Source organism: Tardiphaga sp. 862_B3_N4_1 (genome assembly GCF_051811085.1).
Taxonomy (GTDB): domain Bacteria; phylum Pseudomonadota; class Alphaproteobacteria; order Rhizobiales; family Xanthobacteraceae; genus Tardiphaga; species Tardiphaga robiniae.
In genome coordinates this window covers 59,996-72,135 of the sequence record NZ_JBPWQB010000001.1, presented here as the reverse complement: position 1 = coordinate 72,135, position 12,140 = coordinate 59,996, and the positions used below count along the sequence as shown (strand labels likewise).

Genomic DNA, 12,140 nt, shown 5'->3' with positions numbered 1-12,140 from the left:
GATTTGACCTGTATCAGTGAAACGATTGTTGTGCGGCGCGGAGCAGATCGATCGGGCTCCATGGCTTGGCCATGAACAGTGTGCCGTCGGGCAGCCGACGCACGCGAGGCGCACCTGAGGTCACGATCACATGCATATCGGGGTATCGTTGCTTGGCGAGATAAGCGAGCTCGATGCCGTCCATCATGCCCGCGAGTTCCACGTCGGTGAAGACCATCGCAACATTGTCGCCGGATTCTTCCAGCACCAGTACGGCCGCCTCCGCGCTTTCGCATTCGATGACGTTCATCTCGCTCTCTTCGAGCAGCAGGCTGACCAGTGTGCGTTGTGCTTCGTCGTTCTCGACCACCAGCGCTGTCGACCTGTGTGCATAACCCATGGGGGAGCCTCCGTGGTTTGGTTGCGACAGGAGGGCAATGCGTGAGTTCATCAGGGGTTCAGATAAAAGTGAGTTCCCGTGAGCAACAATGTTGCGAGCGCACCTGCATGAGTAGGCATGTAGATGCGCCTGATAAATTAGCAGTCAACCCGTAATAGAAGTCGAGTTCGCAATCTGTTGCATCATCTGCGGCAGCAGATAGGGCGCGCCATCGTCCGTTCGTGCAACGGCGACGTCGATATCGAACACGCGGCGAATGACATCGCTGGTGATCGTTTCCGCAGGCGTTCCTTCGGCTGCAACGGCGCCGTTGCGCATCACGATGATGCGGTCTGCAAACCGAACTGCGAGATTGAGATCGTGCAGCACTGCGATCACGGCCGTGCCGTTGCGCGCGCGCTGCCGCGAAATTTCGACGAGTTCGATCTGGTGACGCAGATCGAGCGATGATGTGGGCTCGTCGAGTAGCAGGATGCCTGGACCATGGGCAGCTTCGCCGCAGGCGAGCTGCACGAGGATGCGCGCGAAATGCGCGCGCTGTTGCTCGCCGCCGGAGAGCGTTGGCAATTCGCGATGACGGAAGTCGCCAAGGCCCACTTCGTCGATGGCCGCATTGACGAGCGATTGCGCAGAAGCCAGCGGCAGGTTGCCCCGACCCATCTGCACGACTTCCTCGACCGTGAATGGAAAGCTCACACTGACATGTTGCGACAGCATCGCGCGCCGCATCGCCAGTTCGGCGGGCGACCAGGCGTGGAGGTCGCGGCCTTTGAGCGTGATGGCGCCGCGCGACGCACGCAGATCGGCCGACAGCAAGCGTAGCAGTGTCGACTTGCCGGCGCCGTTGGGGCCGACGATGGCGACCATCTCGCCGCTGGTGATGGCGAGATCGACATGATTGAGCAGCGTGGCCTGGCCAATGGTCAGCGACAGGCCGGATGCTGTGAGGATGGGCGCGTCGGCCATCGGCGTCACAGCCCCACCAGCCCGCGCTGGCGCAGCAGGATCAGCAGGAAGATCGGCGCGCCCACGGCGGCGGTCAGGATACCGATGGGCATCTCGGCCGGCGCCACGATGGTGCGGGCGAGCGTGTCGGCGCCGACCAGCAGGCTCGCGCCGAGACCGACGGATGCCGGCAGCAACAACCGATGACCCGGTCCAATCATCAGCCGTAGCAGGTGTGGCACGACGATGCCGACGAAGCCGATCACGCCGCAGACAGACACCGCCGCGCCGGTCATGACCGACACCAGCACAATGCAGATGCGCTTGAGGCGCTCGACATCGACGCCGGAATGGAAGGCCTCGGACTCACCGAGGATCAGCACGTCGAGGCCGCGGCTGGTGAACAGCATCCCGATCAGGCCCAGCGCCAGCATAGGTGCAATCGTTGCCGCCTTGCTCCAGGTGGCGCCGCTGAGCGAGCCGAGCAGCCAAAACGTGATGTCGCGCAATTGCCGGTCGTCGGCGATGAACACCAGAAGGCCGATGCCCGCATTGGCGATCGCGGCGATGGCAATGCCGGCGAGCAGGAACAGCGCGATGGAGGTGCGCCCGCTGCGGCTGGAAATCCGGTACAGAATGATGGTCGTCAGCAGCGAGCCGATGAAGGCGGCCAGCGGCAGCAGGAAGGGCTGCAGAAAAAGCACATAATGCGCAAAGCGGCTGTCACTGATGACGATGGCGCCGGCTGCTGCAAATGCGCCGCCGCTGGAGACGCCCACCAGCGCCGGATCGGCGAGGGGATTGCGAAACAGGCCCTGCATAATCGCGCCGGCGGCGCCCAGCATGCCGCCGATCATGGCGGCGATGGCAATGCGCGGAATCCGGATCGACCACAGGATCAGCTGATCGCGCGCGGCAAATTGATTGCCGGGATCGGCGGCCGCGAGGCCAAGTGCTGCGGGCAGGCGGGACAGTGGGATACCGGCGGCACCCACGGTGGCGGCAAGCAGCACCGTCAGCAGCAGTGCCGCGAGCAGGCCGCACAACACGATAACGGTGGCAGGGCGACGCACCCGACCGGTCGTTCTGACAAACGCAGTCAGCTTGGCGTCGGCAGCGCTCATCTTATTGGCGGCAGTTGACGGCGAGCGAGACGGGCTTGAACGTTGCAGCCTCGGACGACAGCGCCGGGTCGAGCTTGACGGCGAGGTCGCGTGCGGCGGCGGCCGTGCGCGGACCGAAGCCGAGCAGATAGAGGCCATCCATGGCGACCAGGCTCCTGGTCTTCGCGGCCGGCGTCAGTGCGAATGCCGGGCTGGCAAACACGGTGTCGGCCTGCAGCGTATCCTTGCCGCGCTCCATCGAGAGCATGGTATCCGGCTTGGCTGCGGCGATGGCTTCATCGCTCATGATCTTGTAGCCGTCGAAGCTGTCCGCGACATTCACACCGCCGGCCAGTTTGATGATCTCGTTGGCTGCCGTCTTCTGGCCTGCGACCATGGCGCGGCCATCGAGGAAGGACATCACGAACATCACCCGTGGCGGGGTCTTCACCTTGGCGCGCAATTCACGCAGCGCGGCAAGATCGCCGGCCACGGCGTTGGCGAGACATTCGCCGCGTGCCTCGACACCCGCGACCTTGGCGATCAGCCGGATCTTCTCCACCATGCCGGCTTCGGTGAACGTATCCGGCACCATGATGAGCGGAATCTTGGCGGCGTCGATGACGTCGATGGTTTCCTTTGGGCCGGAGCCCGCAATCGCCAGTACCAGTTGCGGATTCAGCCCCAATACGCCTTCCGCAGAGAGTTGCCGCATGTAACCGACATTGGGTTTGTCGGCCATGGCCTTCGGCGGATAAAGGCTGGTCGTATCGACGGCGACGATACGGTCGTCAGCGCCGAGGGCATAAAGGATTTCGGTCACCGCGCCGCCGATTGAGACGATGCGGGTCGGGTGGCCGATGGTGACGTCGCGTCCGCGTGCGTCGCGCACAACGGCGTCTTCCGCCGCGGCCGCGGCTGACAGTACCAGCGTGCTGGCAAGCACTACACATTGCAGCGCATGTGCGATGCGATGACGTCGAACAGGGAGGCCGGTGATCATTTGGTGAGGATCAGTTTATTCTGGAATGTCAGGCGCAGGCGATAAGTCTCGTCGCCATGCGTAATCAGCAACTCACGCTGATCCGCGAACAGTTCCTTGCTGTCCATCCGGTCGCCATTTATGACCACATTGCGTCCGGCTGAGGATTTGGCGTGAGCGGCAGCGCTGCCGTCGTGAGAACCCGTATCCATAGCGCCGATCTATCCCATCCGTAAAAGTCTCTGTCATCGTTATAGGTTTTGTCGCACCTCATCGCCAAGCACTGCAGTCTATAATCAGTATAAACAGGGCGGGGATTGCTTGACCCCCCCGTTAATGAACCGTAATCGAAAATGGCAACTTGGTGGCAGGGGTCCCCGAGTCGCATTCGAGAGCCAGCAAGCTCACTGCCTCGTGCAGCGCCAGCCAGCCACGATCCGTTGAAATTTGTGTTTGGGGATTAGGCTATGGCTCTTGGGGGCATGACTACGCGCGCCTTGTTGTTGGGTGTGTCGATCGTATCAATGGGGGCGTTGGTCTCCGAGACCGCCTTGGCACAGGCCGCCGTGCAGGCAGGCGACGTGCAGCCGCAAAAGCCGAAACCCGCCAAGAAGAAGCGTGCAGCCGCCAAGCCGGCGGCCGTGCCAGCGCAGGTGGCTAACGCCAATGCGCAGGCCAGCCGCAGCGGCCAGTCACTCGATGAAATCACGGTGACGGCTTCGAAGACCCAGGAGCGCGCCATCGATGCGCTGGCGCCCGTCAGCGTCGTGACGCAGGAGCAGATCCAGCTGCAGCAGCCGAGCCGGCTGAGCCAGCTTTTCTACAATGTCCCCGGTGTCTGGATGCAGGATCGTGGCGATGATCCGTCCACGGCGATCAATATCCGCGGCTTGCAGGATTTCGGACGTGTCGCCGTTGTCGTTGACGGCGCTCGCCAGAACTATCAGCGCTCCGGTCACAATGCGAATGGCTCGTTCTTTCTCGATCCCGAGCTGATCGGCGGCATCGATATCACCCGCGGCCCGACTGCCAATATTTACGGCTCTGGTGCCATCGGCGGCGTCGCCTCGTTCCGCACCAAGGACATCAATGACGTCCTGCGACCCGGCGAGCGCTGGGGCGTGGATATGAGCGGCACCTACGGCTCCAACAACAGTCGCGGTCTCGGCTCCGTGTTCGGCGGCGTGCGTGTCGATCCGACGGTCGATGTGTTCGGCGGTGCGGTCTATCGCACCCAGGGCAACTACAAGGATGGCGCCGGTACCGAGATCGGCAATACAGGCAACGACATCGCTGCGGGCCTGATGAAAGTTACGGTTCGCCCGGCCGACGGCCATGAGGTGAAGTTCGGCGGCCTGTTCCAGGACTACAGCTACACGATTGGTCAGTTGAATCGTGGTCCAACTACAACGCCGGCCTTGATCGCTCTGAATCAGGGCTCGTCCGTCTATGCCTCCAATGCAAAGAACTATACCGGTACGGTGACGTGGAAATACGCGCGTCCGGAGGACATGCTGTTCGATTTCAATGTCTCGCTTTACGGCAATCGCGTCGACAACGACCAGACCAAGACCTACCACTATTCGACGGCCGGCACCGCGCTCTGCGGTGCTGGTAGTGCCGGTAACAACATTTCTGGTTGCGTTGGCGATCAGCGCGGCTACTTGCTGGATACGTTCGGCGTCGACGTCAACAACACGTCTCGCTTCAATATCGGTGAGTGGCGCAATGCTGTGACCTATGGCTTCGACGTCTTCAACGACAAGGTGAAAACATTCGACTCGCGCGGAAACTCCAACATCACCACGCCGAGCGGCGAGCGCACAGTCTCCGGCGGCTTCGTCCAGCTAAAGACCAACTATTCGAGTTGGCTCGAAGTCATAGGCGCGCTGCGTTATGACCACTATGAGCTCAATTCAAGCGGGACAGCCGTGGGTGTTAACAATGTTTCATCCAGCGGTGACCGCCTGTCGCCCAAGATCACACTCGGCGTGACGCCGGTAGCGGGCTTTACGCCCTATGTGAGCTATGCGGAGGGTTATCGTGCACCATCCATCAGTGAAACGCTCATTGCAGGTGGCCACGCTTCCGGCGGCGGACCGACTTTCGTCACCTGTGCTGATGGTACCGCTGGCCTGTTCTGCTTCTTGCCGAACCCGAACCTCCGGGCAGAAGTCGGCAAGAACAAGGAAGTCGGCATCAATCTGAAATACAACGACGTCTTTACGTCTGGCGACAGTTTCCGCGCCAAGTTTAACTTCTTCCGCAACGACGTTGATGACTACATCGACCTCGTCGCCTCTACGCCAGTTCTCGTCAACTATGTATTCATGGGGCGTCCTGGCACCATCCTCAACAGCAACTTCTATCAGTACCAAAACATTGCCAATGCGAAGATCGAAGGCTTCGAGGCCGAGACGGCCTATGACGCGGGCCTTTGGTTCCTGGGCGTCGGCGCGACGGTTCAAAGCGGCAAGAACACCCAGACCAATGTTGGTCTGGCGACAATCCAGCCGCGCAAGGTCACGACCACCGGTGGCGTCCGCCTGCTCGATCGCAAGCTGACAATCTCGGCTCAGTGGGCTTCGGTCGCGGCCAATACCGACCTTCCGGCCGGATACGTGCCATCGACCTCCTACGATCTCGTCAATCTCTACGTCGCCTATCAACCGACGCAGGACATCACCTTGAATTTCGGGGTCGACAATATCCTGAACCAGTATTACCGCCCCTATGCTATTCCCGGGTCGACCAGCGATGGCACAACGCAGAACGACGCGTTGTGGACCGCCCCTGGTCCGGGCATCGTTTACAAGGGTGGCATCAAGGTGCATTTCGGCGGCGCATAATCGCCATCTGCATCCACCAGCCTCCAAGGAATCGCGCTCATGTCCGGGCGCGATTTCGGTTATGATAGGTTCTCGACGTCACGAAAGGAAAGACATCCATGTTCATCGCCATGAACCGCTTTCAGGTCAAAACCGGATCCGAAGCCGCTTTCGAAAACATCTGGGCGACCCGCGAATCCTATCTCTCGGAATTGCCGGGCTTCATCGAGTTCAGCCTGCTGAAGGGGCCGGTGGCTGAGGATCACACGCTGTATTCGTCGCATACGGTCTGGGCCAGCAAGGCAGACTTCGAGGGCTGGACCAAGTCCGAGCAGTTCCGCAAGGCGCATGCCCGCGCGGACAATAAGTCGGAAGGCGCCAGCCTCTATCTCGGTCACCCCAAGTTCGAGGGTTTCGAAGTGATCCAGTCCGAGCGCCGCAAGAGCGCTGCGGCCTGATTGCAGGCACTGCGTCTCACACCAATGATCGATCACGGAGCCATCTCATGCTGAATACGGATCTCGCCGCGCTGAAGACCTATATGGCGGAGAATCCCGGCGCCGTGATCGAGACTGTTGCGCGCGAGCGGGGCGTCACGCCGCGTGCCGTGCTGGAAGCGCTGCCCGAGGGGATGGTGACCATCGGTGGCGGCGCCGATGCGTTCGTCACGGCGATGACGGATATCGCCGAGTGGGGCGAGGTGACGCTGATCGTTCACACCGAGGACGGCATCTTCGAGACCACTGCACCGCTGTCGCCGGGCGCCATCGGTCATGGCTACTACAATCTGACACAGCCGAAGGGGCTGCATGGCCATCTGCGCCATGAGCGCTGCGGCGGCGTGGCTTTCGTCGAGCGCCCGTTCATGGGCAAGTCGTCGGCTTTCGTCGCTTTTCTCAATGTCGATGGTGGCGTGATGTTCAAGGTCTTCGTCGGCCGCGACGAGACCCGCGCGCTGAAGCAGGATCAGCTCGAGCGTTTCCGCGCGCTGGCTGGAAAGCTCGCTGCCTGATCGCGCGTCTACCCTTCCTCATTATCCTTCATCTGCGCCACCAGCATCTCGGCGACCAGTCGCGTTGAGGGCGATGCCATGCGTGCGGCCGACTGCACCAGCGTCACCTGTGTTGACTCGAGTCTGCGGTCGCGCGGCGGGATCGCGACGAGTGTGCCGGCATTGATCGCCGCCGTCGCTGAGACCATCGGCAGGAAGGTCGCAAGATCGGTGCGGGCAGCGACGGTCTGGGTGAAGGCCAGCGAGTTGGTCTCGCTACACATTTCCAGCCGCACACTGGCCTGTGCGCAGGACTTGTCGAGTTCTTGACGAATGCCGAACGATGGATCCGGAAGGATCACGCGCAACCCTGCGAGATCCTTCATCGCGTATGAGTTCTGGCCGGCCAGCGGATGCGTGGGCGCGACGATCAGGCAGACCGGTTGTCGCATGCGTCCGAGTTCGATCAGATCGCGTCGTGGCGCACGGCCGAAGATCAGGCCGAGATCGACCTCGTTCTGGCTGACCATCTCGACCACATCGCGAGCGCCCACGGCGGTGACAGATAGCGCGATCCCCGGATATTGCTGCGACAGGTCAACGAAGGAGTTGGGCAGGAAGCTCGACAGCATGCCTTCGACGGTGGCGATCTTCACCTGGCCGCGGCGCAGCGATGCGAATTCCTCGACCTGGCTGCGCAGCCCGTCGAGCTGGCTGCGGTTCTCGACTGCATAGCGATAGAGCACGTGGCCGGCATCGGTCAGGTTCATGCCGCGCGCGCCGCGCTCGAACAGCTTGACCGCAAGCTCTTCTTCCAGCCCCTGCACCTGCCGGCTGATGGCGGAGGGGGCGATGCGGAGCGCTGCGGCGGCCTGTTTGATCGATCCGGACTCGGTAACGACGCGAAAATAGCGAATGGCGGTGGATTCGATCATGGTCAGTCCCTCGCGGCTGGCTGCCCAGCGCGATGGCAGGACCTGACTAGCGTTCTGATTTTCAGACCTCTCACATCGAAATTCAATGCTTTTATTCGAAATCTAAATTTGACAGAGTTTTGATCAGGTCACGGTCCCGTCATCGATGGAGAATTTGGATGTTTCATCCCCGGCTTGCTGTCTCGGCTTTTTCCGCGTCCCTCCTGCTGGCTGCGGCCGGTTTGGGAGCAACCTCCTCAATGGCTTCGGCGCAGGATGTGATCCGCTTCGGCGCGCCGCTGCCGATCACCGGGCCGCTGGCGCCGGAAGCCGTGAAGCAGCAGCAGGGCTATGACCTCTGGGCCGAGCAGGCCAACAAGGCCGGCGGCATCGATGTCGGCGGCAAGAAGTACAAGGTCGAGATCGTCTATTCGGACTATCAGTCCAACACGCCGCGCTCGGTGCAGACCACCGAACAGATGATCACCCAGGACAAGGTGAACTTCATGTTCGGCCCGTTCGGCTCGGGCGCCGCCAAGGCCGCCAGCACGATCGCTGAGAAATACAAGGTGCCGATGCTGGCCGCGACGGCGTCGTCATCCCAGGTCTATGACCAGAACTACAAGTATCTGTTCGGCACCTTCACCCCGAACGACACGCTGACCACGCCGCTGACGCAGCTCGTCAAGGCCAAGGCTGCCGACGTCAAGAAGGTCGCCATTCTGGCGCGTAACGATCTGTTCCCGCTGGCCATCGCGCAGGAAATGGAGAAGTCCGCCAAGGCCAACGGTCTCGAAGTCGTCTATTTCGAAAAATACGCCATCAACACCCTCGATCACTCCGCAACCCTCTCGCAGATCAAGTCGTTGAATCCGCAATGGGTGTTCGTCACCGGCTACACCAACGACCTCTTGCTGATCCGCAAGCAGATGGTCGATCAGCAGATGAAGGCCAATGTCGTGACCATGATCGCCGGTCCGGCCTATCAGGAATTCATCGAATCCGCCGGGGCGAGCGCCGAGAACATCTCCAGCGCTTCGTGGTGGCATCCGGCCGAACAGTACAACGGCAAGGACATTTTCGGCACCACGGCCAACTTCGTGAAGCTGTTCAAGGACAAGTACAAGCTCGAGCCCGATTATGCTCACGCCTCGGCTGCGGTCTGCGGCGCGCTGTTCCAGATGGCCATCGAAAAGGCCGGTTCGCTGGATCGCGACAAGGTGCGTGACGAACTCGCCAAGATGGACGTCGTGACCTTCTGGGGCCCGGTGAAATTCGGCGCCAACGGCCAGATCAACTCGCTCGAACCTCCGGTCTTCCAGATCCAGGCCGGCAAGCCGGTGGTGCTATTCCCGGATGCAATCAAGCAGGGCGAGTTCAAGCTCGGCGTGAACTGAGCCACGGCTGACCGGCGGGGAAACGATATGCTGGCCATCCAGGTCCTGATCAATGCACTCGTGCTCGGGTGTCTCTATGCCTGTATCGCGATCGGTTTCTCGCTGGTCTGGGGCGTGCTCAACGTCATCAACCTGATCCACGGCTCGTTCATCGTGCTTGGCGCCTATCTGGCCTGGGGGGCCTATAATTCGCTCGGCCTGTCGCCGTGGTATGCGCTGCTGATTGCGGCGCCGGCCTTCTTCGTGTTCGGCTACCTGCTGCAACGGCTGCTGCTCAACCGCGTCATCACCGCGCCGGTGCTGGTGACGCTGACGCTGACCTTCGGGCTCGATCTGATCCTGAACAATGCGATGATCTATTACTTCAAGGCCGACTACCGGAAGCTGACCCTCAATCCGCCCACGGGATCGATCTCGATCTTCGACGTCGTCGTCCCTGTCGATCGCCTGATCGCGACCGGCTCGGCGCTGGCGCTGACCTTTCTGCTCTATCTGCTGCTGCGTCGCTCGAAAGTCGGCCGCGCCATCGTTGCGGTCCGGCTCGACCGCGATGCCGCCGTACTGATGGGCGTCGACGTCAAATCGATCTACGCCATCGCCTTCGGTCTCGGTGCTGCATTGGCCGGTTGCGCCGGTGTGCTGATGGCGCTGATCTTCCCGATCTCGCCGCTGACCTCGTCGGCCTATCTCGGCAAGGCTTTCGTGGTCTGCGTCCTCGGCGGCCTCGGCAGCGTTTCCGGGGCACTCGCAGGCGGCTTGCTGCTGGCGCTCGTTGAAGGCGTCGGCTCGGTCTATCTCGGTCCGGCCCATGCGGTGACGCTGTCTTTCGTCCTGCTCATCATTTTCCTTGTGGTCAGGCCGCAGGGCTTGCTCGGCCGAAAGGGTTTTGAATGACCCGGACCAATATCGCGCTTCTCGTTCTCATTGCCGGCGTAGCATCGCTGCCGCTGTTCGGCGACGCGTATGCGCTGCGTCTCGGCACCATGGCCTGCATGTATGCGATCTTCGCGCTGTCATGGAACATCGTCGGTGGCTTTGCCGGCTATCCGTCCTTCGCGACGGCGGCCTTCTTCGGGCTCGGTGCCTATACGACCGGCATTCTCATGAACAAGGGCGTGCCGCTGACACTGTCGCTGCTGGGTTCGCTGGTATTGTGCCTGTTGCTTGCTGCGGCTCTCGGCGCGGTGCTGCTTCGCCTCCGCGGGCATTACTTCGCCATCGCCAGCCTCTCGCTGGTCGAAGTGTTCCGCGAACTCGTCAACAATGCCACCGACCTCACCGGCGGCGGCATGGGCCTGAATATCCCGCTGGTGTCCGGCTCCAGCGTGCTGTCCGACGCGACGTTCTTCTTTTACGCCATGTGGGGATTGCTGCTGATCACCGCGCTCGTCGTCATCGCGGTGTCGATGTCGAAGCTCGGTTTCGGCCTCAACTGCATCCGGCAGAACGAGACGGCCTCGAATATGGTCGGTCTCAATTCCACGCTCTACAAGGCCGTGGCTTTCGGCCTGTCTGCGTGTTTCGTCGGCGCCGCCGGCGGGCTCTATGCGGCCTGGGTGCACTATATCGATCCGTCCGACGTGTTCGACATTCTCTATTCGGTGAAGCCGATCGTGATGGCGCTGATGGGCGGGCTCGGATCGCCGCTTGGCGTGGTCTGCGGCGCCTTCGTCTATCTCGGCCTCGAGGAAGTGGTCTGGCGCAATTACATCCAGATCCATTCGGGCGTGCTGGGCGTCCTCATCATCCTGCTGCTGCTGTTCCTGCCGCATGGGTTGGTCTCGCTCCATGCCGGCAAGATCTGGCGCGGGCTGTTCGGACGAAAGGCAAAACATGTCTGAGATCCGTCACGAAATCCTGCATCTCAGCAACGTCTCGCGTCACTTCAGCGGCTTGAAAGCTCTGAGCGACGTGTCGCTGTCGGTGAACAAGGGTGAGGTGGTCGGCCTGATCGGCCCGAACGGCGCCGGCAAGACCACGCTGGTCAACACCATCTGCGGCGTGACACCGGCGTCGTCCGGTGTCGTCACCTTCGATGGCCGCGACATCACGCGGATCAAGACTTATCAATCGGCGCGGCTCGGGCTGTCGCGCACCTTCCAGATCGTGCAGCCCTTTGCGGAGTTTTCGGCGCTCGACAATGTCGCTGCTGCCGCCTTGTTCTCGCAACCGGGCGAGAGCCTGAAGTCGGCCCGCGAGGCTGCCCGCGCGCATCTCGCATTCGTAGGCCTCGACGCGCAGGCTGATCAATCCGCGGCGACGCTGACACTGGCCATGCGCAAGCGGCTGGAGCTGGCCAAGGCTTTGGCGATGAAGCCGAAGCTGCTGTTCCTCGACGAGGTCAATGCCGGCCTCAACAGCGCCGAAGTCGAGCGCGCCACCAAGCTCATTCACCAGCTCGCGGCCGATGGCATCACCATCGTGATGATCGAACATCTGATGAAGGTCGTGCTCAATGTCTGCACCCGCATCGCGGTGCTGCATAACGGACGGCTGATTGCTGACGGTGCGCCGCGCGACATCATCAAGGATCCCGCCGTCGTCGATGCCTATCTGGGCCAGCAATATGCACAACGGAACGCCGCCCGTGGCTGATCATCC

The 12,140-nt window shown here is 61.7% G+C and carries 13 protein-coding genes; 7 read left to right on the top strand and 6 right to left on the bottom strand.

The window, feature by feature from the left end; all coding sequences use genetic code 11:
* Positions 1 to 13 precede the first annotated feature (13 nt).
* The 5 genes from AB8B02_RS00310 to hemP all read right to left on the bottom strand — a co-directional run bounded on the left by AB8B02_RS00310 (position 14) and on the right by hemP (position 3,621).
* Positions 14 to 379, bottom strand: a complete 366-nt coding sequence (locus AB8B02_RS00310) for a response regulator (RefSeq protein ID WP_089265330.1) — start codon at positions 377 to 379, stop codon at positions 14 to 16.
* Between the two features lie 144 nt (positions 380 to 523).
* Positions 524 to 1,345 (bottom strand): heme ABC transporter ATP-binding protein, encoded by an 822-nt coding sequence (locus tag AB8B02_RS00305; protein ID WP_439062792.1) that lies wholly within the window; start codon positions 1,343 to 1,345, stop codon positions 524 to 526.
* Between the two features lie 5 nt (positions 1,346 to 1,350).
* On the bottom strand, positions 1,351 to 2,448 hold the full coding sequence (locus AB8B02_RS00300; protein ID WP_093756741.1) for a FecCD family ABC transporter permease: 1,098 nt from the start codon (positions 2,446 to 2,448) through the stop codon (positions 1,351 to 1,353).
* Between the two features lies 1 nt (position 2,449).
* Entirely contained in the window at positions 2,450 to 3,430 is a 981-nt protein-coding gene (locus AB8B02_RS00295) for a heme/hemin ABC transporter substrate-binding protein (protein WP_439062791.1), read from the bottom strand.
* Positions 3,427 to 3,621 (bottom strand): hemin uptake protein HemP, encoded by a 195-nt coding sequence (gene hemP, locus AB8B02_RS00290; RefSeq protein WP_068735289.1) that lies wholly within the window; start codon positions 3,619 to 3,621, stop codon positions 3,427 to 3,429. Before hemP ends, AB8B02_RS00295 begins: the two co-directional genes overlap by 4 nt.
* 270 nt (positions 3,622 to 3,891) lie before the next feature.
* On the opposite strand from hemP, the gene AB8B02_RS00285 reads away from it, so the two are divergent.
* The 3 genes from AB8B02_RS00285 to hutX all read left to right on the top strand — a co-directional run bounded on the left by AB8B02_RS00285 (position 3,892) and on the right by hutX (position 7,249).
* A complete protein-coding gene (locus AB8B02_RS00285; protein ID WP_439062790.1) occupies positions 3,892 to 6,258 on the top strand; it encodes a TonB-dependent hemoglobin/transferrin/lactoferrin family receptor in 2,367 nt (788 codons plus the stop codon).
* Between the two features lie 98 nt (positions 6,259 to 6,356).
* Entirely contained in the window at positions 6,357 to 6,695 is a 339-nt protein-coding gene (locus AB8B02_RS00280; RefSeq protein WP_068735293.1) for an antibiotic biosynthesis monooxygenase family protein, read from the top strand.
* Between the two features lie 47 nt (positions 6,696 to 6,742).
* A complete protein-coding gene (gene hutX / locus AB8B02_RS00275; protein ID WP_231079775.1) occupies positions 6,743 to 7,249 on the top strand; it encodes a heme utilization cystosolic carrier protein HutX in 507 nt (168 codons plus the stop codon).
* A gap of 8 nt (positions 7,250 to 7,257) precedes the next feature.
* Here the strand turns inward: hutX and AB8B02_RS00270 are convergent, their stop codons facing one another.
* Positions 7,258 to 8,163, bottom strand: a complete 906-nt coding sequence (locus AB8B02_RS00270) for a LysR family transcriptional regulator (protein WP_089265324.1) — start codon at positions 8,161 to 8,163, stop codon at positions 7,258 to 7,260.
* Between the two features lie 239 nt (positions 8,164 to 8,402).
* Here AB8B02_RS00270 and AB8B02_RS00265 point away from each other — a divergent pair, with 239 nt between their 5' ends.
* The 4 genes from AB8B02_RS00265 to AB8B02_RS00250 are packed head-to-tail and all read left to right on the top strand — an operon-like array spanning position 8,403 to position 12,134.
* Complete coding sequence (locus tag AB8B02_RS00265; protein ID WP_439062789.1) at positions 8,403 to 9,539, top strand: amino acid ABC transporter substrate-binding protein; 1,137 nt, start codon at positions 8,403 to 8,405, stop codon at positions 9,537 to 9,539.
* Between the two features lie 27 nt (positions 9,540 to 9,566).
* Complete coding sequence (locus AB8B02_RS00260) at positions 9,567 to 10,433, top strand: branched-chain amino acid ABC transporter permease (protein ID WP_439062788.1); 867 nt, start codon at positions 9,567 to 9,569, stop codon at positions 10,431 to 10,433.
* Positions 10,430 to 11,380, top strand: a complete 951-nt coding sequence (locus AB8B02_RS00255; protein ID WP_439062787.1) for a branched-chain amino acid ABC transporter permease — start codon at positions 10,430 to 10,432, stop codon at positions 11,378 to 11,380. Before AB8B02_RS00260 ends, AB8B02_RS00255 begins: the two co-directional genes overlap by 4 nt.
* On the top strand, positions 11,373 to 12,134 hold the full coding sequence (locus AB8B02_RS00250) for an ABC transporter ATP-binding protein (RefSeq protein WP_439062786.1): 762 nt from the start codon (positions 11,373 to 11,375) through the stop codon (positions 12,132 to 12,134). The genes AB8B02_RS00255 and AB8B02_RS00250 overlap by 8 nt, the downstream gene beginning before the upstream one ends.
* Positions 12,135 to 12,140: the final 6 nt, after the last annotated feature.